Origin of the sequence: Photorhabdus sp. RM322S (assembly GCF_042879395.1) — a bacterium.
Classification (GTDB): Bacteria; Pseudomonadota; Gammaproteobacteria; order Enterobacterales; family Enterobacteriaceae; genus Photorhabdus; species Photorhabdus khanii.
On sequence record NZ_JBHFKW010000027.1, the window covers coordinates 24385 to 49482 of the forward strand.

Here is a 25098-nt window from a genome sequence, read left to right on the forward strand (position 1 = left end):
TTGCCGGGTGTGTAGAGGACTTTCACCTCCAAGTCGTCTGTTAGCCACCACAGTTAACAGACAGCGCCTCGCAGCGCTACGCGCCATGCTCGGCGCACGTTCAAAAAATCCTTCACATTAAGTGAAGGACTTCTGTATAAGAGACAGCCTTCTATGAAGGGGGATTTTTACTCCCTCTCTTCGAAAAGTTTTCTTATTTGCTTATATCTGAAAATCCTTTTTAACCAGAGTATATATACTTTACTTTACAAAACTTTATTCAATTTTGAGTGTTGATATTATTTTAAGAAGTATTCAGGTTTTGAAAAATATGTCTGGCAATATTCTTATTGTTTAAGTTTGTTATTGTTGTGGTGAATGATTTTTTTATTGATCATAGGTAAAGACATTGATAAAAGGTTATGCCTGTTCTATTTTTTTTCGACATTTGTGATCTATTCCTAAATTGTAACCACTGTGGGTAATGATGAATTTATCAGTAATAGGGCATGAGATGGCATATTCTCTTCGGCGTAATTGAATCTATTATCATTCGCATTAACTGATGGAAACACGTTAGGAACAGTAGCGATAATAAAAGAGGTGTTGAATGAAGGAGATATACAACCGAAATAGCAGTCGATGAAATAACAAAGGCACATCATTATGTTTGAAAGTTCCTAATATCATAAGCCTTGTAATAGAAGATTAGGAATAACGTGAATATCTGAAAGAATGACTCAGAGACTTTTTTTCACGTAAATGATTTTTTCGGATACCTAGAGGCTATTAGAAAAACGGCAATTGGCTGAGCAGGATTCTCCTTTGTCTGATCTGCCTGAATCAATAGGTAAAAGTGTTTGAAAAGAGCATGGGAAATGGTGCAAGGATTTATATTAAGAGGAAATAATCGATGAATAACGTTCAAATAACCGATTGGCTCACATCACTTGAAACGTCTGTCAAAGCCACTAATCGCCCTTACCTCGATGTGATTGTGGATCAATCAGGTACTAAATTACCCCTCATTCCGGCATTGCAAAGTTTTCAGTCAGAGTTTGAATGGTGTTCATTATTTCGAGGGTTGCCAGAAGAAATGGCGGCAGATGCCGCCCCGATATTGATGCGGATTGATTTAACTCAACCTGACCAGCGACTATGGATGCAGGAAGTTATTTTGCACTTCGGTGGACAATCACTACTGTTGGTTTTCTGTTCGCTATGGTCATTTGAGCATTTGTCTCGATATTTAATTCAGTGTGTGGATGCGACATATTCAGGAAAAGCGGGGATTTTACGCTTTTTTAACCCACACATTTTTCCAGTGCTGCTTTCTCATGTATTGGATGAAGAACAGCAACAAAAATTCCTCCGGCCTGCCTTGTTTTGGAGCTGGCTTGATCGTGACGGGGTTCTGCGCTCTATTTTGGGGAAGGGAGATCCAGAATCGGCTCATGGCATTATCGAGAAAATTAATCTCACGGATAAGCAACTGGAACGCCTCTCGTGTGTCTCTGATGCGCATCTTCTTGTATTGGGACTGAATAGAAATGAATACCCAGGAGCTACCCTTGAGCAACTGTTCAGCAACTGCTACGTCTTGATGTTAGAAGCCTCGGATGCTCATATCTTGCTGGATGATGATAGAGAATCCTTTGTACTCGCCCGTCTTAAATCCAGATTATCGCAAGAGTGAAGGTGCTTAAGATGAAAAAACAATCGTGCAGGCTGGTGGTCTTATGCCTGCTATTAACTGCCTGTAGCCAGTTTTCGGCACAGGCGGGAGTCATTATGGCGATTAATCATACCAAGTGGGCGATTAATCGGTTCAGTGTGGATGGTTGGCCCGGCATCGACATTATCGGGCCATATCAGGGGGGCGGCGGTGGCTGCTGCTATGTGGCGCCGGAGAAGTGGCGGTCCGGGATGACGGTCAAGGTAGATTGGGAAACCGGGGTAGGAACGACAGAAGGGTTTCCCGGTTTCGGCAAATGGGATGAATATTTGGCATGGAAAGAAAAAATCAATGCCCAGAAACGTCAGCATAGCAAGGTAGTCACCGTACCTTACTACCAGAGTGGTGGGGACACCTGTGGAATAACCGTGCACTTCTTACCTTGTGATCAGATTAAGGTCACGACCTCTTGTTACGCCTATGGTAGTCCTAACTACCCGATTAAAGAACCTCTGAAAATGAAGGAACCTCAAGTATGTCCGAAATAGACCATAAAGATACGGTCTGGTTGCCAGCACCTTTTCCAGCCGATGGGCGGTTGCCTGCTCAGGGTTATCTGGTTGGGCGAAACTGCCGCCAACAAATTAGCCAAGAAAGAGCTTATCATCAGGAACTCTGCTTGGCGGCTAATAGCCGGGTGGTGCCTCCCTGCTGTAAAACTTTGCATGTCAGCCTGTTTTTTGATGGAACTGGCAATAATTTGTATAACGACCTTTATCAGGCTGTTCCTAACCATCCGACCAATATTGTCCGTCTTTTTCAGGCGACGATTGGGGCGGGTTATGCAGGTGGTGCATCAGGTAAGCCGTTGTTGGATGATGTTGAAAGTACTGGAGGAAAGTACTTTAAGTATTATATCCCCGGGGTAGGAACTCCTTTCCCGGAGATTGATGATTTGGATTACAGCACACTGGGGCTGGCTGCTGGTGAGCGAGGTGAGGACCGGATCAACTGGGCGTTGTTGCGATTAATTGATGTACTCCGTTTTAGCCTGACGCAGAAATGGATGACAAACTCAGAAAGCCAAAAATCCCTTAAAGCAATGGCAACCTCATGGTACACCTTGGGCATGGGTGGTGCGCATAATCGCTATGAGGAGTTTTATCAGCAATTTGCCCGTTTAAAACGTGAACTGAAAGTTGCACGCGGCCAATCGGGGAGAGGTAAGTGTAAGTTACTCGGGATGAAGCTATATGTGTATGGTTTTTCCCGTGGTGCAGCGGAGGCGCGGACGTTTGTTAACTGGCTGGCCGAATTGTTGCCGCCGCCAAAAGAGGAGAACCAGAAACCTGCTCAGTGTTTGCAACGTAGAGATGAAACCGATCCTGATTGTAATCTGACCATCAGCGTGGAGTTTCTTGGGTTGTTTGACACCGTAGCGTCGGTTGGGGTGGCGCATATTGTCCCGGTCTCCGAAGGTCATATGGCTTGGGCCGATGGTACGCAGGAATTGCCGTCGGAGGCAACCTATGGTGGACTGGTGAAACGCTGTGTGCATCTGGTTTCCACTCATGAACAGCGCCTGTGTTTTCCAATGGATTCCATTCGTCGTTCAGACGGCACTTACCCGAAAGGCAGCACGGAAGTGATTTATCCCGGTGTGCATTCTGATTTAGGGGGAGGTTATCCACCGGGAGATCAGGGTAAGGCGAGAGGAAAAGGGGATAATCTTTTGTTATCACAGATTTCCTTGCATGAAATGTATGCGGCGGCGTTTGAGATTGGAGCACCTTTGAAAGTCGATGCTATATCTCTTCCGCAAAATTTAAAAGAGGATATCTGGCGTGCTTTATCTCCGGAGTTGCTGGATGAATTTGAAGTTGCTCCGCCATTAATCGGCCGCTTCAATGCTTGGCGTAAAGTCACTTTGGGGCTTAATATGCCGGAACAGCCATTGTCTGCCGAAGAGGCGGTTCGTTTTGAACCGGTACGGGCATCAGTGACACTGGAACAGGCGATGGAGATCCAGATGGATTGGCTGACCGCTTGGCGTATTAACCGTTATGCTGGCGGCACGCTGAAAAACACGCCATTTTTTATAAATGCTCCCAACCGTGATTCGGATAAAGCTCATTATGAGCAGAGTAAAAAAGCGCGGCAAGAAAAGCAGGATGCTGTATTGGCGCAGCGGAAAGCACAATGGAAGGTTTTTGTTATCAATAGCATGAGAGGAGAGCCACCGGTGCCAGTTCCGGGCGTCCCAGACTTTGACCCGGAATCGTCCCAAAAACAGTTGAAAGAAGCTGCCGAGGAATTTGGTCGTGATTATCGGGAAGGATGGTGGAAGTATTACCAGTCATGGCAGTTGACCCTGAATATCATCCCGTACAACGCTGTTTACCTGATGAGTAGTCATGATGAAATCCAGGAATATTGGCGGATGATAACTGCTGGAGATGTATTGGTGAAACGGCTTTTTCCTCCGGTAGGTAACTCCGGTTATCAAAATTCACCGGAAGGACTGCTGCGGGCGCTGTATGACGATCAGGTGCATGATTCCCGTGCTTGGTTTATGTATGAGGAGTTGGGATCTCGTGAGCCGCTGGGCGGTTATTTTCGTTACCGGGTGATTTATTTCGGTAAGAAATGCAACAAACTCCTATCCGTGTTGACCGTGGCTGGCAATGTGGTGGGGGCAGTGAACCCGGCTGGCAGTGTTTTATTTAGTATTAAACAGCAAAAGATTGACAACGCGTTGTCGGGGGCGATAGACAAAGAATCTGTGGCCAAGTGGAAAGTAAGCGCGCGGAATTTACTCACAGGTGAGCCGATCCCGATGTCGCCTGATGCGGAGTTGGCGCAAGCGTTTACTCATAATGTGGGTGAGGTATCCAGCCAACAGCGGCAGCTAATTGAAGAACAACGATTGCAGATTACTAAAGACAAACTGAAAGCACACTGGGCAGGAAACATGCTGGAATTGCCCTCTCAACGTAGTTAAGGCCTTTTAATATTTGGAGTGTGGGGATGTCAAATGCAACCCGGTTTGCATCAGGCAAGGGAATGCTAGTAAAAACCAGAAGTTGAAAGTAGCATTCTGCTCAAGAAGTGGCTAAGGTATTATTTATACGGAAAGTTTGTCTCTGGTTGATCAGGAATGTTTTGCGCAAGCGTTACTGAATCCAACGGAACCTACCCCGGCGCTTAAGCGTGCTATTACGATCAGATTTATTGCCTTACCCGATTCGCCATTCACATTGTTCTTGCCGCTGATGACCGTAAATAAAAAGAGAAAAAAATAAGAAATCCACCTGTTGTTGAATGAACAAGTTTATTGGCTATTTTTGCGATAGTTTTGCTCAACGTTTGAATAACCATTGCAGCAATGAAAGGGGAATGATACAACCGATATATCAGATTCTTATTGTTATTATTATCATTTCGTCAGATGGAGTGAAGTAAATGAGTCAGGTATATAATTTCAGTGCAGGCCCGGCAATGTTACCGATTGAAGTATTGCGCAGAGCAGAACAGGAACTCTGTAACTGGCATGGTATCGGGACTTCGATTATGGAAATCAGTCACCGCAGTAAGGAATTCATTGCTGTAGCAAAGGAAGCAGAACAGGATCTGCGGGATTTATTGTCAGTACCTGAAAATTATAAGGTATTGTTTTGCCACGGTGGTGCCCGCGGTCAATTTGCGGCTATCCCAATGAACTTTTTGGGTGATAATGTTAAAGCCGATTATATTGATGGCGGTTACTGGGCTGAATGTGCAGTCAAAGAAGTAGAAAGATATTGCACGCCGAATGTGATTAATATCAAAACCGAAATTAATGGCTTGAAAGGCGTTAAGCCAATGAGTGAATGGTCATTAAGCAATGATGCGGCTTATGTCCATTATTGCCCGAATGAAACCATTGATGGTATCGCCATTCATGAAAATCCAGATTTTGATGATAATAAAGTTATTATTGCGGATTACTCTTCCTCTATTCTTTCCGGGCCGTTGGATATCAGCCGTTATGGTATGATTTATGCCGGAGCGCAGAAAAATATTGGTCCGGCGGGGCTCACACTGGTTATTGTTCGTGAAGATTTATTAGGTAAAGCCCGTAAAGAAACACCGTCGATTTTTGATTATACCGTTCTGGCGGAGTATGATTCCATGTTCAACACACCGCCAACTTTTGCCTGGTATCTCTCCGGCTTGGTCTTCAAGTGGCTGAAAGGGCAAGGCGGGGTACAAGAGATGGCAAAACGTAATCAGGCCAAAGCCGGGCTGCTTTATCATGCCATTGATAACAGTGATTTCTACCGCAACCAGATTGCTCCTGAAAATCGTTCCCTGATGAATGTACCGTTTCAGATGGCAGATGCTTCACTGGACAGGAAATTTCTGGCAGAAGCAGAGGCTCAGGGATTACAGGCACTGAAAGGACACCGTGTTTCCGGCGGTATGCGTGCTTCTATTTATAATGCTATGCCGATAGAAGGCGTTCAGGCTTTGGTTGATTTTATGGCTGATTTTGAACGCCGTAACGGCTAACTTGCCAACCATGACCGGGAACAAACGTTCCCGGAATATTCAGGGTTAAGGAAATATTTCCTCAAACGTAAAAATATCTCACTTATACTTAAAATAATTTCATTGAGAATCGGAGATCCTGTTATTTATGCAATCCCTGACACTGCAACCTATTTCCTCTATTAATGGAACCATTAACCTGCCAGGGTCAAAAAGTGTTTCCAATCGCGCATTATTACTGGCGGCTTTCGCCAAAGGCACAACCTGTCTGACTAACTTGCTGGATAGTGATGATATCCGCCATATGCTCAATGCCTTGACGGCATTGGGGGTCAGCTACCGTCTGTCTGATGATCGTACCTGTTGTGAAGTTGACGGTATGGGTGGGGTGATTACCAGTAAAGGGCCGGTGGAACTGTTTCTTGGTAATGCGGGCACGGCAATGCGCCCATTAGCTGCTGCTTTATGTCTTGGTAAAAATGACGTCATTCTCACTGGCGAACCCCGGATGAAAGAGCGCCCGATTGGTCATCTTGTGGATGCTTTGCGTCAGGGGGGGGCGGAAATTGAGTATCTGGAGCAGGAAAATTATCCGCCGTTACACATTAAAGGTGGTTTTGTTGGCGGTAAAGTGACCGTAGATGGCTGTGTTTCCAGTCAGTTTCTGACTGCGTTGCTAATGACCGCGCCATTGGCAGAAAAGGATTCTGAGATTCATATTCAGGGTGAATTGGTTTCTAAACCTTATATTGATATCACTCTGGCACTAATGAAAAGTTTCGGAATTACCATAAGTCACGATCAATATCAGGTTTTCCATATTAAAGGCTGGCAGCAATACCACTCTCCGGGTCACTATCTGGTTGAAGGTGATGCGTCTTCTGCTTCCTATTTTCTGGCGGCGGCGGCAATCAAAGGTGGCAGTGTGCGTGTGACTGGGATTGGTAAAAACAGCCTTCAAGGGGATACCAAATTTGCCAATGTCCTGGAAAAAATGGGGGCGAAAATTCGCTGGGGTGATGACTTCGTTGAATGTGAACGTGGCACCCTGACTGGCATTGATATGGATATGAATGCGATCCCTGATGCCGCGATGACAATCGCCACGACCGCGCTGTTTGCGGAAGGGGAGACCGTTATTCGTAATATATACAACTGGCGGGTAAAAGAGACAGACCGGCTCCATGCAATGGCAACAGAATTGCGTAAAGTGGGCGCGGAAGTGGAAGAAGGGGAAGATTATATCCGGATTACACCGCCACAAAGGTTACTGCCGGCTGAAATTGGCACCTATAATGATCACCGGATGGCAATGTGCTTCTCGCTGGTGGCCCTGTCTGATACACCGGTTGCTATCCTCGATCCGGGTTGTACAGCAAAAACCTTCCCGGACTATTTCAATCAATTGGAAAGATTAAGCCAGCGGAAGTCATAACTGGCGACGATTATGACTCAATAAAGCGTATTTCTTTGATCAAAACCTACTTACCGTAGAATCCGCTTATTCCTCTTCCCTTTTGAGGGCGTATAATAAACTACAGATATTGATTGTTTTATTGAGTAAATATTCAGCATCCGGCGAAGAATGAATTCGCCATGCGAAAGGAGAACAATAATGGTGGCGATAGCCCCAGTAGTAACTGTTGATGGGCCAAGTGGCGCGGGTAAAGGCACTTTATGTCAGGCATTGGCGGAAGCTTTAGGCTGGCAACTGCTTGATTCAGGTGCTATTTATCGGGTATTGGCGCTGGCGGCGATTCATCATCAGGTGGATATCCGGTCCGAAGACGCGTTAGTTCCTTTGGCGGCTAATCTTGATGTCCGTTTTGTCCCGGAAAAAGGGACGCTAAGTGTGATACTTGAAGGGGAAGATGTCAGCAATGAAATCCGTACCGAAACGGTGGGAAATACCGCTTCACAGGCAGCTGCTTTCCCTCGGGTTCGTGAGGCGTTGTTACGGCGTCAACGTGCTTTTCGCATTGCTCCGGGTTTGATTGCTGATGGTCGGGATATGGGAACGGTGGTGTTTTCTGATGCACCGGTGAAAATATTCCTTGATGCCAGCGCAGAAGAACGTGCGCGCAGACGTATGCTACAGTTGCAGGAAAAAGGCTTTAGTGTTAACTTTGAACGTCTTTTATCCGAGATACAGGAACGCGATTATCGCGACCGTAACCGGACAGTTGCGCCGTTAGCGCCCGCTGAAGACGCATTAATATTGGATTCAACCAGTATGTCTATCGAAGAAGTTATCGATAAAGCGCTAAATTATGTGAAAAAAACACTTTCATTACCTAAGCAATTTTAAGTTTTTAGCTTATAATTGATGGTGATGTACTGAAAATTAGGTACGTGGGCTAAAAAATTTTCCCACAAACCAAACAACCTTGTCACAGGGAATAGTGACAGGGCATGTAAAACAACCCCATTCGGCGGGAAGCTAAGTGGACGTTAAATTGAAATCTTGAAGATCATTAACATGACAGAATCTTTTGCTCAACTCTTTGAAGAATCCCTGCTATCTATTGAAACTCGTCCAGGTGCTATCGTTCGCGGCATCGTTGTTGCTATCGATAAAGACGTTGTATTAGTTGACGCAGGTCTGAAATCAGAATCTGCTATTCCTGTAGAACAGTTCAAAAATGTTCAGGGTGAGCTGGAAATCCAGGTCGGTGATGAAATTGATGTTGCGCTAGACGCTGTTGAAGATGGTTTCGGTGAAACTGTTCTGTCCCGTGAGAAAGCAAAACGCCATGAAGCGTGGCTGATGCTGGAAAAAGCTTACGAAGAAGCAGAAACTGTTACCGGCATCATCAACGGCAAAGTGAAGGGCGGCTTTACTGTCGAACTGAACGGTATCCGTGCATTCCTGCCTGGTTCTCTGGTTGATGTTCGTCCAGTTCGTGATACGACTCACCTGGAAGGTAAAGAGCTTGAGTTTAAAGTCATCAAACTGGATCAGAAACGCAACAACGTAGTTGTTTCCCGTCGTGCTGTTATCGAATCTGAAAACAGCGCAGAACGTGATCAACTGCTGGAAAACCTGCAAGAAGGTATGGAAGTTAAAGGTATCGTTAAGAACCTGACTGACTACGGTGCATTTGTTGATCTGGGCGGCGTTGATGGCTTGCTGCACATTACTGATATGGCTTGGAAACGTGTTAAACATCCAAGTGAAATCGTCAATGTGGGCGATGAAATCGCAGTAAAAGTACTGAAATTCGACCGTGAGCGTACCCGCGTATCTCTGGGCCTGAAACAACTGGGCGAAGATCCATGGGTGGCAATTGCTAAGCGTTACCCAGAAGGGACTAAACTGACTGGCCGCGTGACTAACTTGACTGATTACGGCTGCTTCGTAGAAATCGAAGAAGGCGTTGAAGGTCTGGTACACGTTTCAGAAATGGACTGGACCAACAAAAACATCCACCCATCCAAAGTTGTTAATGTTGGTGACGTTGTGGAAGTTATGGTTCTGGATATCGACGAAGAACGCCGTCGTATCTCCTTGGGCCTGAAACAGTGTAAAGCTAACCCATGGCAGCTGTTTGCTGAAACTCACAACAAAAATGACCGTGTTGAAGGTAAAATCAAGTCTATCACTGACTTCGGTATCTTCATTGGTCTGGATGGCGGCATCGACGGCTTGGTTCACCTGTCTGACATTTCCTGGAACGTTACCGGAGAAGAAGCCGTTCGTGAATACAAAAAAGGCGACGAAATTGCCGCAGTTGTACTGCAAGTTGACGCAGAGCGTGAGCGTATCTCCCTGGGCATCAAGCAACTGGCGGAAGATCCATTCAATAACTACCTGTCTGTAAACAAGAAGGGTGCTATTGTTAATGGTAAAGTCACCGCAGTTGATGCTAAAGGCGCTACCGTAGAACTGGCTGACGGCGTTGAAGGTTACCTGCGTGCATCAGAAGCTTCTCGTGACCGTGTTGAAGATGCGACTCTGGTTCTGAACGTTGGCGATGCAGTTGAAGCTAAATATACTGGTGTTGATCGCAAAAACCGTGTAATCAACCTGTCTGTTCGCGCTAAAGACGAAGCTGATGAAAAAGACGCTATCGCTTCTGTGAACAAACAAGAAGACACAAACTTTGCTAACAACGCAATGGCTGAAGCTTTCAAAGCAGCTAAAGGCGAGTAATTAAAGTTAATAACGGTGGATAACACATCACACGTTCGTGTTATCCAAGTACGGTAGTTTAGGGAGGTACTAATGACCAAGTCTGAATTAATCGAAAGACTTGCTGGCCAGCAATCTCATATTTCGGCCAAAACCGTTGAAGATGCAGTGAAAGAAATGCTCGACCATATGGCAATAACATTGGCAGATGGTGAGCGTATAGAGGTGCGCGGATTCGGCAGTTTTTCTCTTCACTACCGTGCCGCGCGCGTAGGTCGTAACCCTAAAACGGGTGATAAAGTGGAACTGGAAGGTAAATACGTTCCCCACTTTAAACCTGGCAAAGAGTTACGTGATCGCGTGAATATCTACGATTAAGTTTGAAGATAACAAGTTATTGCTTATTCTAAACAGCACCTTTGGGTGCTGTTTTAGATTAATAACAAAGTGTTGACCTTTTGGTCAGCGTTTTGATTCTAATAAGGCTCATACAAAAAGAGCTGATTATTATGTTAAGAAAACCTGCCTCCATAATCTTGTCAATCTGACATGATTTCCCCAAAAAATCATTTGGTACATAAAACCGATGTTGCCATTGATTTTAAATTCATTTGTGATTCCCGCCTTTGCTGAAAAATTGTATCCAAATTGTTACGAGATATGATGAATTACCAGAATCAATCAACCTCATTTCTATAATTTTCGGAATATTCCTATATCTTTCTAAGTGAAATCTATTGCAGTATTGATCATCTATTAGCCTATAAGTGGTAAGAATATGATGATAATTTCAGTTAGGAACACTCTTCATGTGGTAAACCAATGGAGAGGCGAATAGGATGGCAAAGGGCTATTATCTGCTCGTTGGTGATAAAACGACCTGTGGTGGAGTCATTATCACCGGTGACCAGACCATCACATTTAACGGGCGGGCAACCGCGCGTGAAGGGGATCATGTCACCTGTGGTAAACATTCCGGTACTTACATAATTGCCGGGGGTGTACCCAGTATGTTTAGCATGGGACGACGATTGGCGGGCACATTAGATAGTGTCAGCACCTGCCCCTGTCGGGCCCAGCTGATTAATTCCGTGATGGACAGCTATGAGAAGCAGGAAGAGCCTGCTGACCGGGTTGTTGCTCCCACTAATATGGCAGCGCAGACTGTCTCTTCGCCTGTGAAGGCTGCGGGAAGCGTTCAGCCCGGTCCACCGTCTGTGACGCAGGCTCCCCCACCGCCGATACCGGTGTTTACGAAATCCTGCCAGCGGGGCAAAGGCTGTACGGATGCGGGAACCGAAGCTGAACCCGCGAATAACTTTGGCAGAATGGGGATATATCAGGTGCCGTCATCTCCCGCTCCGGTAGCGGCGCAAAAGCCTGAACCGCCTCCTCAGGGCAAAAAACACCCGCCTGAACCGGATAAGCCGCAGGATAAAAAATTACCGTGGTATAAACGGTGGTTTGGCGGTGGAAAGGAGAAGGTTGAAGAGGCGGCTACGGCAGTGGCGGCCACCACCCGCAGCGCGGTAGCGGATGGGGAAGCGCTGGTGATGCGTTACATTGGCGGTGGCGCTGCCAGCTCCGGGCGTTGGCTGGCTGCCCCAAATCCGTTGACGGTCGGGTTAATGGGATTGTTTTATTCACCGAAGCTGAATGAAGGCGAAGAGGACTACTTAAACCGCTATCGCCTGAGTGAAATTGCTGAACAGTTTGGCAAAGCCCCGACGCGTGTGCGTTTCCGCTGGATCAGAGATGAAAAAATCGGCAGGATGACAGTTCAGGGGTATCACGTCGGCCCGGAAAGTGGTCTGGATAAAGTGTCGGTTCATATGATGACACTGAATCGGACCACGGGTAATTATGAATTCTGGGAGCCGGGAGAGCACAGGCCGACGATTTTATGGACACCGAACGAACAGGAGTTTCAGGTTCCAACTCATACCGGGAATGAAGAACGGCCGTTTATTCCGTTGCAAATCACCGTATTGCCAATCCCGGAAAAAGTAGGCAGCGATATTGAATCGTTGCCGATGCCGGAAGAAAAGGATTTCCGCGATTATATTCTGATCCTCCCGATCCCGAATATGCCGCCGGTGTATGTGTATTTGAGTAAACCGCCGGTGAAACTGTTTGAGGTAGATCTGTACAGAAACTTTGCGGGACGACTGAGGAATGGAACACATGCTGACCATATGCCTTCGGCTGCTGCGGTTCGAGCTAAATTGAAAAAGTTATATCCAAATGTATCACCTGCTGAATTAAATGAAGCAACTAAGGATACTGCTACCATTATTATTCCGGCAGAAGTACATCAAAAACTCAGTGCTACGTATGGAGGGAGAAATACTCCATATCAAATAGAGCAGGACTCAAGGGATTTACGGGCGGCTCTTGATAGAGACTTTGATGCAATAACTCCAGCATGAAAGGATTATGGTGCATCAGAAGCGCAACTTAAAAATGCTCGGGAAAAAATGCACGAACTTAATGAAGAACAGAGGCTATATAAATGACAGTCAACGTAGAGGCATTAATAAACAGTCTGGGGAAGTCTTATCAGGAAATTTTTAATGAAGGATTAATCCCTTATAAAACGAAACCAACAGGATACCCTGGAGATCCAGATATTACTTTAAATATGGCTAAAGAGGGTATGCATTTAGCTTTTAAAAGGGATGGTAAGGTTTTATTTGTTGTAGAGCTTTTTCTGCTTGATCAGAAGAGACCCTCATACCAATTCCCTAATGAATTACCTTCTCCTTTGAAGTCCTTAATGTCTAGGAAATGGGTTCACGAGCAGTTTGGTAAGCCTGAAAAGGCTCTTCCGCCGCGAAAATTTCTCAAGAAAGATGTTGGCTGGACAGAACTGTATACGCTACTGGATTTTCGGATACCAACCAGTATGCAGGTTGATTATGACCTGTTTGAGCATGTTGATTCTGTAATGTTTTTATCCACATCAGAAGTGCGTTGGTAGTCAATAATAGAGGGGCGGTTCTTTTTGAAAGCCAATTCATTTGCGAACAGTTTGAAAAACAAAATCGTAGATGAATTGGTTTAATCAAGAGCTGGGGTTATATAAATAAAGGCGACCATTTAGCATGTTTTTTTCACTGTAGGGTATATCTTGAGTATGAATAATGATAACGAAAGGATTTTCTTATCATTTTTTTTGAGAAAATAATATACTGATTGAGATAACATTAACTTTAATTGTTCATAAATGACCTGATATTATATTTCATAATGAATTTTTCTCTCTTTTGATCAACGATAAGTGATGAGACTATCGTGATTATTTTAATTTTATCTTTTTCTAAGTACAGGTAAAGAAATTTTTAATTATGCCTGAGGGTATCCATGACTTTAGTTTGGCCAAGAATTTATTCATTCCTCAGGCGTCAGTTTCCTGCTTAAGAAAAATGCAGATTGAATAATGTTATTGAGTATGAAAAGAAATAGATTCCAAGCATAATCAAAATGACTCCACTGGTATAATTAATAAATTTAATAACACGATGACTGAGCATTTTCCTGGAGAAAAATATAACAGCATTAATCAATGCCACCCAAAATATAACACCAATAATTGTCCCTGATGCACCAATAGCTAAACTATATTTACCTGATGTAATATTGTTGAGTTGCGCACTGACAGACAACCAGAAAATAACATTGTATGGATTTAATAGTGTTAAAAATACACCATCAAAAAATTGTCTGTGATAGGGCTTTCGTATGATACTTCTGTTTTCTTCGTTTTTCTTATTTAGAAAACTGGTAATACCAAACCAAATGACAATTAACGCACCTAAAAAACCCAGAATAGGCATGAAAATAGTATTAGAGAATAATTGTAATACCCCGGCACCTAAAAGTAATAAATAAATTATATCGGCAAAGCAAGCCCCTAAACCGAAAACCACAGCGTGAAGACAACTGATATTTAAGTGTCTGCGCATAATCTCTATATTTATAGGGCCAACGGGAGCTGCAGCTCCCAATCCTAAAAGAAAAAACGTTCCTAATGTACTCATTACATCAACCATATAATTAATTCCATAGCATGAGATGTTTATTTAGTGATAATCCAATGAAGCTTTGTAATGATATTCTACACCCATCGGAAAAACTGCGAATGGCATGGGGCTTCCTGGTATTTATTATGATCAAATCTCCTTGTTCTGGTTTAATAAGGATGGAAGGCGGAAGAGTGCCTCGCCAATCATTTTCTGCATTATCTTCGATTAACTCGGTGATAGGAATTGCAGGGACATCCCACAGTTCTAGCTCTCCTCCATTTACCGGCATTTTTATATATATATTTACCGAGAATTGCCCTAACAAATTAACAGATTGCTGTTGAAGCCCATCAAAATGAGGTTGTTTTTCAACCATGAAAGAGAGTTCGGGCCTTTTCATCACCCTGGCGATGCCAACGTGCATCTTTTTACCTTCAAAGTTTGCAATACTGGCGCCCGGGGACCAGACTTCATCCAACTCTAAACGCAATTTATCGAAAGGGGCTAACATTGGGGCACAGAAATTTCTGACATTTCTTATTGCGGATAACGCGTTCTCAAAATATTTTTTATAACTATCGCTATCTTTGGATTTTCCAAAGGTCGTGTTGTAGGATATACCAACTCTATCAACGCCATAATCCACAAAAATAGTTTTGTCTCCTTTTTTTAAATCATGAGCGTGAAGTTCTAGATTCTCATGAGTGAGGAAAAAATCTGAGAGTTTGTCTGAAATATGACTATCGACATATTTTTTTACATGAATTGCTAACGCTTCATCATTAAATAGTCTAGTGAGATCATTCTCTTGTAAAGAGTCAGATAAAATTATTTCATTTTTCATAAAAACCACCTTGTTTGTATTTAACATGATTTCTGATGATTTTTCACATAAAAATAGAGTATAAAGAGTAATCTAATCTTATTCATGTTTAATCAATGCGATATTAATCACAAAAATCAGATAGTGATTTTTGTAACTTTGCCAAATTAGTGTTCAATAATAGAGATAATACCTGGTGGTAATGATTTTTTATTTTACAGCCTTTACTAATGATTTCAAAAACAATAGATTTAATGGTAATAGTAAATAGATAATATAACTTCTTGATAGCTTGGGTTGCGCGTTTGTGTCTATAGTGCGAGTATGAATTCGCAATGTATTTTATTCTATATCTGTGCTGAATATAAAGAGGAAAAATAATATTACAGTTCCTGACTGTTTGCGAAGCTGCTCACGTTTTTATATGAAATTATTATTAACCTAAAATTAATCTGCGAAGGTGTTTGATAATTCTTCTGATACCTCTGGCAGCCTTTTAAATAATAAGAAATACTTTGTTGAGTAAAATAAAAGGGTAAGGATAGGGTAAATAAGGATGTGGCTTTCACTCTTGATAAACAGGATAACGACAAACTGGAAACAGCCTGTTCCGGTAATCAGTGTGAATCAGGCTGCGGTAGCCATTATTGCCGGTATTATACCCTTGCTTTTTCTGCCTGAATTACCGCAAAAACAGCAGATTATTGCATTGATATTATTGGCTTTATTTTGTTTGTTTTTGCCATCCTATCTTTGCCGGATGGTATCAATTTCGTTGCTGGCATTTCTTATCGGATGCTGGCAGGGAAATCATCTGCTCGAACAGATAATCTATCTTAGTGAGAAAGAGCACTTATCGCAGGGAATTGTTGAGAGCTTGTCATTAGGTGATGAAGTCATTGAAGGAAAAAACAGGGTTCTTCTGCGTATTATTGCAGATGAAAATAAAATTATTTTCCCGCCACTGTATATCTCTGCCTATTGGAATATTCCACTTAACTCTCTGTGTGCCGGTCAAAAATGGCAGCTAAAAATGAAATTACGGCCAGTTCATAGTCAGCTAAATCAAGCCGGTTATGATAGCCAGCGCAGGGCATTAGCTATCCGTCAACCTTTAACCGGAAAAGTCATTCACGCTGAATTAATTGACGATAAATGTAACTTACGCCAGCAACTGGTCAGTAAGATTGCTCCGGCCATGCGTGAGTTAAAACACAGTGGCATTGCAATGGCATTAGCATTCGGTGAGCGTCAATGGCTAAGTAAGGAGGATAACTTATTATTACAACAGACAGGTACCGCTCACCTTATGGCAATTTCCGGGTTGCATATTACCATTGCCAGCATGTTTGGTTGGGGAATGGCAAGGGTATTGCAACTTTTCTTTCCTGTACGCTGGATAGGGCACAAATTCCCACTAATTACTGGCTGGATAGTGGCAATGAATTATGTCTGGCTATCGGGTTGGGGAATTCCGGCTATTCGCGCATTACTTGGTTTAACTCTCTGGCTCTATTTACGCTACAGAAATATTCTGTGTTTCCCTTGGCAGTGGGCATTGTGGACAGCCGCAATTATTCTCTTATTTGATCCCCTGACCGTGCTTTCTGATAGTTTCTGGCTCTCCTTCTTTGCTGTGATGGCGTTGATGTTCTGGTTCTACTGGGCACCGTTGACTGAGCCATTTCGTTATGGCTGGAAATGGCTATGGTTGCGTGGGTTATATATGCAAATGGGCATGATGCTGATGCTCATTCCCCTCCAGCTATTATTGTTTCATGGTGTTAATTTTGCCGCTTTATTTGCTAACTTTTGGGCAGTGCCAATCATCTCTTTTATGACTGTGCCGTTGATTATGCTGGCATTAATAAGCACTTTTTGCCCTGTTATTCACGCTTTATTATGGCAATTAGTCGATTACTCTGTGACCTTCTCTTTGATCCCTTTGCCAGTTTTGCAACAGTCATGGAGTGAAACTGGCCGTTTTCCTCTATTAATCACATTTATTACCTGGTTTATTGTCATTATCTGGCGATTCGCCTGGTGGCAATCATACAAATGGCTGATTGGCATTTCTTTAGCGGTCATGCTCTGTTATCTGAGGCGCAACGAAGAATATCTATGGCGGTTTTCTATGCTGGATGTTGGGCATGGGCTGGCTGTTATCATTGAAAAAGAGGGCAAGGCGCTGATTTTTGATACCGGTAATCGCTGGGAAACCGGCAGTATGGCCGAGAGGGTGATAATTCCTTATTTGCGTTGGCACAGATTAACGCCGGAGCAGATTATTATCAGTCATGATCACCTTGACCATACGGGCGGGCTGGAATTCTTACAACGGAAATATCCTGATATTCCTGTCAGAAGCCCTTTAATTAACAGTGAACATCTTCCATGTATACGCGGTGAACAGTGGCGCTGGCAAGGGTTGAGCTTCCGTGTATTATGGCCGCCGGCAAGATCATTACACGCGGGTAACAATGAATCCTGTGTCATTCGTGTAGATGATGGCAAACACAGCCTGCTTTTGACTGGGGATCTGGAAAAGCCGGGGGAATATAAGCTGCTGGGAATAGAAAAAGAGAATTTAAGATCGACGATATTGCAAGTTCCACATCATGGTAGTAACACATCATCTACGGCAACTTTTATTCATACAGTGGCGCCGCAATATGCATTGGCCTCTGTTGCACGCTATAGCCCGTGGAGGCTCCCTTCGGTCAAGGTGCAGCGGCGTTATCGTAAGGCCGGGGCAGAATGGCGTACTACCGCGGTGTCTGGGCAAATAACGGGTTGTTTTTATGGCGATTACGTTGAAATTGTGGACTACAGGCAACAAATTATGTCACGTTGGTATCATCAGTGGTTTGGTATTCGTGGTGATCATGAGTAGAATAACCCGCTATTTCTTTTGGTGTTGGTAACTCAATAATGAATGATAAAGACCTTTCTACCTGGCAGACCTTTCGCCGACTATGGCCAATCATTTTTCCTTTTAAGATTGGGCTGATAGTTGCTGCGGTTGCACTGATCCTTAATGCTGCCGGTGATACGTTAATGCTTTCATTGCTTAAGCCTTTACTTGATGAAGGTTTCGGCAAAGCAAGCAGTGATGTACTGAAATGGATGCCACTGGTTGTGATTGCTTTGATGATTATGCGTGGGCTATCCGGGTTTGTATCAAGTTACTGTATCTCCTGGGTCTCCGGTAAAGTGGTTATGCAGATGCGCCGTCGTCTGTTCAGCCATATGATGGGGATGCCGGTGTCATTCTTTGATCAACAATCTACCGGGACACTGCTTTCCCGCATTACTTATGATTCTGAACAGGTGGCCTCCTCCTCTTCCAGTGCACTGATTACCGTGGTCAGGGAAGGGGCATCAATCATCGGCCTGTTTATCCTGATGTTCTACTATAGCTGGCAGCTATCGATGATCCTGATTGTGATTGCGCCGATAGTGTCATTAGTTATTCGTGCCGTATCGGGGCGGTTTCGCAGTATCAGTAAAAATATGCAGAACAGCATGGGGCAAGTCACCGCCAGTGCGGAGCAGATGCTGAAAGGGCACAAAGAAGTGCTGATTTTCGGCGGGCAGAAAGTAGAATCTGAACGCTTTAATACAGTCAGTAACCGTATGCGTCAGCAAGGCATGAAGATGGTTTCCGCTTCATCAATTTCTGATCCGATTATTCAGCTTATTGCTTCGTTTGCTTTGGCTTTCGTACTGTACGCGGCAAGCTTTCCGGATATTATGGAAACCCTGACCGCCGGTAAAATTACCGTCGTATTCTCATCCATGATTGCGCTGATGCGCCCATTGAAATCTTTGACTAATGTTAACGCGCAATTCCAGCGTGGTATGGCTGCCTGTCAGACTCTGTTTGCTATTCTGGATATGGAACAGGAAAAAGACGATGGCAAATTGGAGCTTAAAAAAGCGAAAGGGGATATTGAGTTCCGTGATGTCACTTTTTGCTACCCGACCAAAGAACTGCCGGCGTTACAAAGTGTTTCCATGAATATCCCGGCCGGCAAAACTATCGCGTTGGTGGGGCGATCGGGGTCTGGTAAATCCACAATAGCCAATTTGATGACCCGTTTTTATGATATCAGCGCAGGTAACATTTTGCTTGATGGTCATGATTTACGGGAATATACGCTTTTCTCTTTGCGTAGCCAGGTGGCTTTGGTATCGCAAAATGTCCATTTATTTAACGACACCGTAGCGAATAATATTGCTTATGCCAGTGAAAACCAATACAGCCGCGAAGAGATTGAGAAGGCGGCTGAGATGGCTTATGCAATGGATTTTATCAGGAAGTTGGATAACGGTCTGGATACCATGATCGGTGAAAATGGTGTTCTGCTTTCGGGTGGTCAGCGTCAGCGTATTGCTATCGCGCGCGCCTTGTTGCGTGATTCTCCGATTCTGATTCTTGATGAGGCAACTTCAGCATTGGATACTGAATCTGAGCGGGCGATTCAGGCGGCATTAGATGAATTGCAGAAAAACAGAACTTCACTGGTTATCGCACATCGCCTTTCAACCATTGAAAAAGCGGATGAAATTCTGGTTATTGAAGACGGACATATTGTTGAACGAGGCAACCATCTCTCTCTGTTGGAGAACAATGGGGTTTACTCACAACTACATCGGATGCAATTTGGGCAATGATTGAACGCATATGGTCAGGCCGTTCATGGCTTTATTTGCTGTTATTACCTTTTTCAGCCCTTTACGGGCTGATAAGTGGCTTACGGAGATTGAGTTATAAAGCGGGGTTGAGTCAATCCTGGAAAGCGCCTGTACCTATTGTGGTGGTGGGTAATCTGACTGCTGGCGGTAATGGTAAGACGCCGGTTGTTATCTGGCTGGTGGAACAGTTGCAGAAAAAAGGTTACCGGGTTGGTGTTGTGTCCCGTGGCTATGGCGGTAAAGCAGAAAATTATCCTTTGTTGGTGACTGACAAGATCACTACGGCTCAGGCAGGTGATGAACCGGTGCTGATCCATCGTCGTACTGGTGCACCTGTAGCGGTTGCGCCAAAACGGGTTGAAGCAGTAAAAGCGTTACTGGCAGATACGTCATTAGATATTATCGTTACTGACGATGGTCTACAGCATTATGCTTTACAACGGGATTTTGAAATCGCGGTCATTGATGGCGTACGCCGTTTTGGTAATGGTTGGTGGCTTCCGGCTGGCCCAATGCGTGAGTTATCCGGGCGGTTGAATAAGGTTAATGCCGTTATTACCAACGGCGGTACTCCTGAATCAGGCGAATTATCAATGACATTAGCCGGCAGGCTGGCGGTGAATATGGTTAGCGGTGAAAAGCGAGCAGTGCATCTCATACCTCACGCTGTTTCTATGGCAGGAATCGGGCATCCACCACGGTTCTTTGCTACTCTGCAACAGTTGGGTGCTGATGTACAAAAAGAGTATGCATTTGCTGATCATCAAATGTACACCGAAGAGCAACTGAGTCATCTGGCTGATACAAACCAGAATTTACTGATGACGGAAAAAGATGCTGTTAAGTGCTTTAAATTTGCCCGGCCAAATTGGTGGTATTTACCGGTAGATGCCCAATTACCACAGGAAAAAGGGCAGGCAATGTTGAATGAAATAGATTCATTATTGGAAGCCAATAAAAAGTTTAAGTAAATTTCACAGTTGAACTAAAGCAGCCCAATGTGAGCTGATAGCGGGCAAGGAGGCTGTTCTATCCGCTTCCTTATCAAGCCGTTCTCTTCTGACCAATTCGTAAAATTTCAGTAATTATTCCAGATTTATTTGATTTTTTATCATTGTTAAATGATATTAAAACGATGCATTGTGGATGAGCAACCGTTGTATGAACTTGGTTCAGTCATCGGCAATGTTGGCAGGATACTTGTTGTTTGTATTCATTACTTAAACAAATGTGCTACTCGAATTAAGTGTATTTTAACGTATTGAAACTGAGACGAGGTTCTATTCGAAAACTTAATCAAGGGTAAAAAACATCAAAAACAATAAATTAAATTATTGTGAGATGAGCAAATGGGGGATTTATCATGACATTACAATTAAAGATGGGCAGAGTGAAATGGTTTGATGAGAATAAAGGATATGGTTTTATTTCTCCACAAGATGGGGGACAAGACATATTGGTCAGAAGAAAAGCGATTGCTAATACAAAAAGCAAATCACTCACAGAAGGACAAAATGTAGAATTTTCAATTACTCGCAACGGTTATAGCTTAACTGCAACCGATGTAATTGCATTTTAAGACTTCATCTCATTAGATTATTTTATTTGTCGCTCTTTATGATTAAAGAGAGAGCTAAATCGGTTCTCAGACAAAAGCATAACATCTACTGAGAGGGTTCTGAACCTTCACATTTCCTCTATCTGGATTTTTGTGAATGATATTGGGAAAAGGATCGAAAGATCAAATAACAAGAGTTAACGGTGACACCAGGCTTATGTTATTCTGGGCCGCATCGAATAAAAGCTCCATAACTGGAGGATGTATATGGATCACCGTTTACTCGAAATTATTGCTTGCCCTGTATGTAACGGCAAGCTCAGTTACGATAAAGAGAATTTTGAACTTATCTGTAAGTTGGATCGACTGGCATTTCCTGTGCGTGATGGCATTCCCGTTCTGTTAGACCACGAAGCCCGTGAGTTACCTCTGGATGAGGGAAAATAAGGCATGTTCACCGTTATTATTCCTGCCCGCTTTGCTTCTACCCGTTTACCCGGTAAACCATTAGCCGATATTCATGGTAAGCCAATGATTGTGCGGGTTATGGAGCGCGCCATGCGTTCGGGTGCTGAACGGGTTATTGTGGCAACGGATAATCACGACGTTGCTGATGCGGTTGTGGCTGCGGGTGGTGAGGCTTGTTTGACTAACGAGAATCATCATTCTGGTACTGAGCGGTTGGCGGAAGTTATTGAAAAATATCAATTCTCCGATGATGAAATTATTGTCAATGTTCAGGGTGACGAACCCTTAATTCCTGAAGAGATTATTAAACAAGTCGCAGAGAATCTGGCGGCTTGCCAAGCCGGAATGGCAACCTTGGCGGTGAAAATCCGTGACGCGGAAGAAGCCTTTAACCCCAATGCGGTGAAAGTGGTGATGGATAAACAGGGTTATGCACTCTATTTCTCCAGAGCGACGATCCCCTGGGAACGTGATCGTTTTATGCAATCACGGGAAATGATTGGTGATAATTTCCTGCGTCATATTGGTATTTATGCTTACCGCGCGGGTTTTATCCGTCGTTATGTGCAATGGGAGCCAAGCCCGTTAGAGCAAATTGAAATGCTGGAACAATTGCGGGTACTTTGGTACGGCGAGAAGATCCATGTTGGTATTGCACTGAAAGCGCCGGGAGCGGGGGTTGATACGCCAGAAGATTTAGCCGCGGTCAGAAAAGTTTTTGCTGAAATTTAATGACTTGCTTGAACCCATTCTTGAGTTAACGAAAGCGCGTCATTTTATTACTATTTTAACCTGAACTTTGCTTAAGAAGAAAATTAAAGTCTCTGAGATACGATCAACGTTTTTGTCAAGGAAAATTCAAGACATCTCAGTCCGCTTGGTTTTTTGCTTAATATTCCTTCAATATAAAAGAAAGCATGCTACCATTCACCGATGAAGAGAAAAAATACACCAACGCCACATGACGCTGTTTTTAAAAAGTTTTTAAGTCATATTGATACCGCCAGAGACTTTTTGGAGATTCATTTGCCTGCAACATTACGGGCAGTTTGTGATCTGGATACACTGCGGTTGGAATCAGGGTCGTTTATTGAAGGCAATCTGCGTGCGCATTATTCCGACATTTTGTATTCATTGAAAACGGCGCAGGGTGACGGTTATGTGTACTGCGTGATAGAGCACCAAAGTTCCCCGGACAAAATGATAGCATTCCGGTTAATGCGCTACGGTGTTTCAGCAATGCAACGGCATTTGGAGCAGGGACATGAAAAGTTGCCGCTGGTCATTCCGGTGCTGTTCTATCACGGGAAAATACAGCCGTATCCGTGGAGTACCAATTGGCTTGACTGCTTCGATGCTCCGGCCTTGGCGAAGGAAATCTATTCCGGCGCATTCCCACTGGTAGATGTGACGGTAATCCCGGATGATAGGATCCTGACGCACAAACGGGTCGCGCTACTGGAAATGGTGCAAAAACATATCCGGCAGCGTGATATGGCGGAGCTGCTGCAAGAGTTGGTTACGCTGCTGACGTATGATTATTATACGGATGAGCAGTTAAAAAGCGTGCTAAACTACTTATTACAGGCGGGAGATACCGCCGATCCAGAGGGTTTTATCCGGCGACTGGCAGAACAGTCCCCGAAGTATGAGGAGGTACTGATGACAATAGCGCAGAAACTGGAGCAGAAAGGGCACCAGCAAGGATTTATTGAAGGGCGTCAGGAAGGGCGTCAGGAAGGGCGTCAGGAGGGACGTCAGGAAGGGCATCAGGAAGGACTCCAGGAAGGATTGCATAAAGGCGAAAAGCAGGGGATTCTGAAAATCGCGTGTACGATGATCGACATGGGTATCGACCGTGAAACGGTGATGAAAACTACTGGGTTGAGCCAGAATGAACTTGAGCAAATACGCCACTAACTTGTACTGAGAGTTCTTAATCAGCATTCAACGATTCATGTTAAAAGAGGATCTTACGGTGACTGTCAGAACAGTCACCGAAGTATGAGTACCGACCGTGAAACGGTGATGAAAATTATCGGACTGAGCTTGAACAAATGTCCGACAAACTTACTGTTGATACGTTATCGGCATAAAAATGCGTGAGTCAATGCACGAAACGCATAGAAGCGGCACATTTACATTCCAAGCGATAAGACCGAGTCTGAATCTACGTGCTTCTGAAATCTCTGTTCTTAAGCAGAGCTGAGGTTATTTACGCTTTCGTTTCTCCATGTTATTTCAAGGCATGGTTTGCCGATCATTTACCGGTTGAACATGCTCTAATGTTTGTGGAGGTGCTGAACTTTTCGACGGTTTAATACGTTGCCAGAGAGTACCTAAAGTTTCATACCATACCCGCTCTGAATGAGACAGGTAATAAGTAGAGGGCAGGTATTTTTCCCAGGGATGCAAAGAGGACGTGATGGCTAATTGATTTGCCGGGCCGGGAATGGGGTTCAATCCACGTTGTTTAAAGAAAGTTATCGCCCGTGGCATATGATTGGCGGAGGTGACCAAAATAAAAGAGCGCTTGCCAATCAATTTTTCAACTTCATGTGCTTCTTGTTCTGTATCCATGGGTTTTGTCAGTGCGATAGTATCTTCTGCGGGTACGCCCAGAGATTGTGCTACTATAGCGGCGACTTCCGCGTTGCTTTTAGCATTCTCTCCCTTACCACCGGTAAAAACCATTTTAGCGCTGGGATTCAGGCGATATAAACGGATGCCTTCTGTTACCCGCGGTAAACTGTTGTTGAACAGGTTTGAACTGGGTGCCCAATTTGGGTTATAAGTGAAGCCACCACCAAGAACGACGATATAATCAACCGGTGGATTGATATCACTGGGATCAGGTTGGTAGGCTTTAGCGTAAATCGATTCCAATGGTAACAGTAGCTTATCGGCAACGGGTTGCAGACTGAGCAGAAGCAGAGCAAGCCAACTGAACGTCAGAACTGTTTTCCCTGTTTTTTGCCAACGGGTAAACCACAACAGGAATAAGGCAACAAGTGAAATCAGTAATATTAATGGCAGAGGCATTACCATTGCACCAAGGTACTTTTTAAATAAAAATAGCATTTATTTGCCTTAACTTGATTGAATTATAGCCATATAGCCCACGATTTGTAGTCAAAAGTGGTTATGCTAATGAATGCTGTGCCAAAATAGCAGCTGGCATAATGAAATCTCAACAGATAAATCAGATCT

20 protein-coding genes and 1 pseudogene are annotated in these 25098 nt (G+C 44.0%); 18 read left to right on the forward strand and 3 right to left on the reverse strand.

Annotation, left to right across the window (positions count from 1 at the left end; translation table 11 throughout):
• Window positions 1–892 precede the first annotated feature (892 nt).
• The 11 genes and pseudogenes from ACGF63_RS15920 (at window position 893) to ACGF63_RS15970 (ending at window position 13296) form a co-directional block, all read left to right on the forward strand.
• Window positions 893–1675, forward strand: a complete 783-nt coding sequence (locus ACGF63_RS15920; protein ID WP_152962840.1) for a DUF4123 domain-containing protein — start codon at window positions 893–895, stop codon at window positions 1673–1675.
• An 11-nt stretch (window positions 1676–1686) separates the two neighbouring features.
• Window positions 1687–2202 carry a DUF3304 domain-containing protein gene (locus tag ACGF63_RS15925; RefSeq protein ID WP_152962841.1) on the forward strand — a complete coding sequence of 172 codons (516 nt, stop codon included), beginning with the start codon at window positions 1687–1689 and terminating at the stop codon, window positions 2200–2202.
• Window positions 2190–4655 carry a T6SS phospholipase effector Tle1-like catalytic domain-containing protein gene (locus tag ACGF63_RS15930; protein WP_387631962.1) on the forward strand — a complete coding sequence of 822 codons (2466 nt, stop codon included), beginning with the start codon at window positions 2190–2192 and terminating at the stop codon, window positions 4653–4655. Before ACGF63_RS15925 ends, ACGF63_RS15930 begins: the two co-directional genes overlap by 13 nt.
• Window positions 4656–4791: 136 nt before the next feature.
• Window positions 4792–4956 (forward strand): hypothetical protein, encoded by a 165-nt coding sequence (locus ACGF63_RS15935; protein ID WP_387631964.1) that lies wholly within the window; start codon window positions 4792–4794, stop codon window positions 4954–4956.
• 160 nt (window positions 4957–5116) lie between these two features.
• The gene (gene serC, locus ACGF63_RS15940) at window positions 5117–6205 is read left to right on the forward strand and encodes a 3-phosphoserine/phosphohydroxythreonine transaminase (protein ID WP_152962843.1); all 1089 of its coding nucleotides are present in this window, start codon (window positions 5117–5119) and stop codon (window positions 6203–6205) included.
• 127 nt (window positions 6206–6332) lie between these two features.
• Window positions 6333–7619 carry a 3-phosphoshikimate 1-carboxyvinyltransferase gene (gene aroA / locus ACGF63_RS15945; protein ID WP_387631968.1) on the forward strand — a complete coding sequence of 429 codons (1287 nt, stop codon included), beginning with the start codon at window positions 6333–6335 and terminating at the stop codon, window positions 7617–7619.
• Window positions 7620–7799: 180 nt separating this feature from the next.
• Window positions 7800–8492 (forward strand): (d)CMP kinase, encoded by a 693-nt coding sequence (gene cmk, locus ACGF63_RS15950; RefSeq protein ID WP_152962845.1) that lies wholly within the window; start codon window positions 7800–7802, stop codon window positions 8490–8492.
• Window positions 8493–8663: 171 nt separating this feature from the next.
• On the forward strand, window positions 8664–10337 hold the full coding sequence (rpsA, locus tag ACGF63_RS15955; protein WP_036848559.1) for a 30S ribosomal protein S1: 1674 nt from the start codon (window positions 8664–8666) through the stop codon (window positions 10335–10337).
• A 72-nt stretch (window positions 10338–10409) separates the two neighbouring features.
• Entirely contained in the window at window positions 10410–10694 is a 285-nt protein-coding gene (ihfB, locus tag ACGF63_RS15960) for an integration host factor subunit beta (RefSeq protein WP_021325190.1), read from the forward strand.
• 461 nt (window positions 10695–11155) lie between these two features.
• A pseudogene (locus tag ACGF63_RS15965) lies at window positions 11156–12832 on the forward strand (S-type pyocin domain-containing protein).
• Window positions 12829–13296, forward strand: coding sequence for a DUF6392 family protein (locus ACGF63_RS15970; RefSeq protein ID WP_152962846.1), 468 nt, complete (start codon window positions 12829–12831; stop codon window positions 13294–13296). Before ACGF63_RS15965 ends, ACGF63_RS15970 begins: the two are co-directional and overlap by 4 nt.
• Window positions 13297–13732: 436 nt before the next feature.
• Here the strand turns inward: ACGF63_RS15970 and ACGF63_RS15975 are convergent, their stop codons facing one another.
• Together ACGF63_RS15975 and ACGF63_RS15980 are read right to left on the reverse strand one after the other, a co-directional pair.
• Window positions 13733–14368 carry a LysE family translocator gene (locus tag ACGF63_RS15975; protein ID WP_036848563.1) on the reverse strand — a complete coding sequence of 212 codons (636 nt, stop codon included), beginning with the start codon at window positions 14366–14368 and terminating at the stop codon, window positions 13733–13735.
• 4 nt (window positions 14369–14372) lie between these two features.
• Complete coding sequence (locus ACGF63_RS15980; RefSeq protein ID WP_036848565.1) at window positions 14373–15185, reverse strand: 2OG-Fe(II) oxygenase; 813 nt, start codon at window positions 15183–15185, stop codon at window positions 14373–14375.
• Window positions 15186–15720: 535 nt separating this feature from the next.
• Between ACGF63_RS15980 and ACGF63_RS15985 the strand changes: the two genes are divergently transcribed.
• From ACGF63_RS15985 to ACGF63_RS16015, 7 genes are all read left to right on the forward strand, one after another.
• Window positions 15721–18057, forward strand: a complete 2337-nt coding sequence (locus tag ACGF63_RS15985; RefSeq protein WP_387631974.1) for a ComEC family protein — start codon at window positions 15721–15723, stop codon at window positions 18055–18057.
• Window positions 18058–18092: 35 nt separating this feature from the next.
• A complete protein-coding gene (gene msbA / locus ACGF63_RS15990) occupies window positions 18093–19841 on the forward strand; it encodes a lipid A ABC transporter ATP-binding protein/permease MsbA (RefSeq protein ID WP_036848568.1) in 1749 nt (582 codons plus the stop codon).
• On the forward strand, window positions 19838–20833 hold the full coding sequence (gene lpxK, locus ACGF63_RS15995) for a tetraacyldisaccharide 4'-kinase (RefSeq protein ID WP_152962850.1): 996 nt from the start codon (window positions 19838–19840) through the stop codon (window positions 20831–20833). Before msbA ends, lpxK begins: the two co-directional genes overlap by 4 nt.
• A 392-nt stretch (window positions 20834–21225) precedes the next feature.
• Window positions 21226–21441, forward strand: a complete 216-nt coding sequence (locus ACGF63_RS16000) for a cold-shock protein (RefSeq protein WP_021325185.1) — start codon at window positions 21226–21228, stop codon at window positions 21439–21441.
• 246 nt (window positions 21442–21687) lie between these two features.
• Window positions 21688–21867: a Trm112 family protein gene (locus tag ACGF63_RS16005; protein WP_036848571.1), complete on the forward strand. Its 180-nt coding sequence runs from the start codon at window positions 21688–21690 to the stop codon at window positions 21865–21867.
• 3 nt (window positions 21868–21870) lie between these two features.
• Window positions 21871–22620, forward strand: a complete 750-nt coding sequence (gene kdsB, locus ACGF63_RS16010; protein WP_387631979.1) for a 3-deoxy-manno-octulosonate cytidylyltransferase — start codon at window positions 21871–21873, stop codon at window positions 22618–22620.
• Between the two features lie 201 nt (window positions 22621–22821).
• Window positions 22822–23808: an Rpn family recombination-promoting nuclease/putative transposase gene (locus ACGF63_RS16015; RefSeq protein ID WP_387631982.1), complete on the forward strand. Its 987-nt coding sequence runs from the start codon at window positions 22822–22824 to the stop codon at window positions 23806–23808.
• A gap of 321 nt (window positions 23809–24129) precedes the next feature.
• Here the strand turns inward: ACGF63_RS16015 and elyC are convergent, their stop codons facing one another.
• Window positions 24130–24969: an envelope biogenesis factor ElyC gene (elyC, locus tag ACGF63_RS16020; protein ID WP_387631985.1), complete on the reverse strand. Its 840-nt coding sequence runs from the start codon at window positions 24967–24969 to the stop codon at window positions 24130–24132.
• Window positions 24970–25098: the final 129 nt, after the last annotated feature.

Excerpts from the sequence above, each read along its gene's own strand:
- ACGF63_RS15920 (WP_152962840.1), top strand. The coding sequence starts at position 893 with ATGAATAACGTTCAAATAACCGATTGGCTCACATCACTTGAAACGTCT.
- ACGF63_RS15925 (WP_152962841.1), top strand. The coding sequence starts at position 1,687 with ATGAAAAAACAATCGTGCAGGCTGGTGGTCTTATGCCTGCTATTAACT.
- ACGF63_RS15930 (WP_387631962.1), top strand. The coding sequence starts at position 2,190 with ATGTCCGAAATAGACCATAAAGATACGGTCTGGTTGCCAGCACCTTTT.
- serC (WP_152962843.1), top strand. The coding sequence starts at position 5,117 with ATGAGTCAGGTATATAATTTCAGTGCAGGCCCGGCAATGTTACCGATT.
- aroA (WP_387631968.1), top strand. The coding sequence starts at position 6,333 with ATGCAATCCCTGACACTGCAACCTATTTCCTCTATTAATGGAACCATT.
- cmk (WP_152962845.1), top strand. The coding sequence starts at position 7,800 with ATGGTGGCGATAGCCCCAGTAGTAACTGTTGATGGGCCAAGTGGCGCG.
- rpsA (WP_036848559.1), top strand. The coding sequence starts at position 8,664 with ATGACAGAATCTTTTGCTCAACTCTTTGAAGAATCCCTGCTATCTATT.
- ihfB (WP_021325190.1), top strand. The coding sequence starts at position 10,410 with ATGACCAAGTCTGAATTAATCGAAAGACTTGCTGGCCAGCAATCTCAT.
- ACGF63_RS15970 (WP_152962846.1), top strand. The coding sequence starts at position 12,829 with ATGACAGTCAACGTAGAGGCATTAATAAACAGTCTGGGGAAGTCTTAT.
- ACGF63_RS15975 (WP_036848563.1), bottom strand. The coding sequence starts at position 14,368 with ATGGTTGATGTAATGAGTACATTAGGAACGTTTTTTCTTTTAGGATTG.
- ACGF63_RS15980 (WP_036848565.1), bottom strand. The coding sequence starts at position 15,185 with ATGAAAAATGAAATAATTTTATCTGACTCTTTACAAGAGAATGATCTC.
- ACGF63_RS15985 (WP_387631974.1), top strand. The coding sequence starts at position 15,721 with ATGTGGCTTTCACTCTTGATAAACAGGATAACGACAAACTGGAAACAG.
- lpxK (WP_152962850.1), top strand. The coding sequence starts at position 19,838 with ATGATTGAACGCATATGGTCAGGCCGTTCATGGCTTTATTTGCTGTTA.
- ACGF63_RS16000 (WP_021325185.1), top strand. The coding sequence starts at position 21,226 with ATGACATTACAATTAAAGATGGGCAGAGTGAAATGGTTTGATGAGAAT.
- ACGF63_RS16005 (WP_036848571.1), top strand. The coding sequence starts at position 21,688 with ATGGATCACCGTTTACTCGAAATTATTGCTTGCCCTGTATGTAACGGC.
- kdsB (WP_387631979.1), top strand. The coding sequence starts at position 21,871 with ATGTTCACCGTTATTATTCCTGCCCGCTTTGCTTCTACCCGTTTACCC.
- ACGF63_RS16015 (WP_387631982.1), top strand. The coding sequence starts at position 22,822 with ATGAAGAGAAAAAATACACCAACGCCACATGACGCTGTTTTTAAAAAG.
- elyC (WP_387631985.1), bottom strand. The coding sequence starts at position 24,969 with ATGCTATTTTTATTTAAAAAGTACCTTGGTGCAATGGTAATGCCTCTG.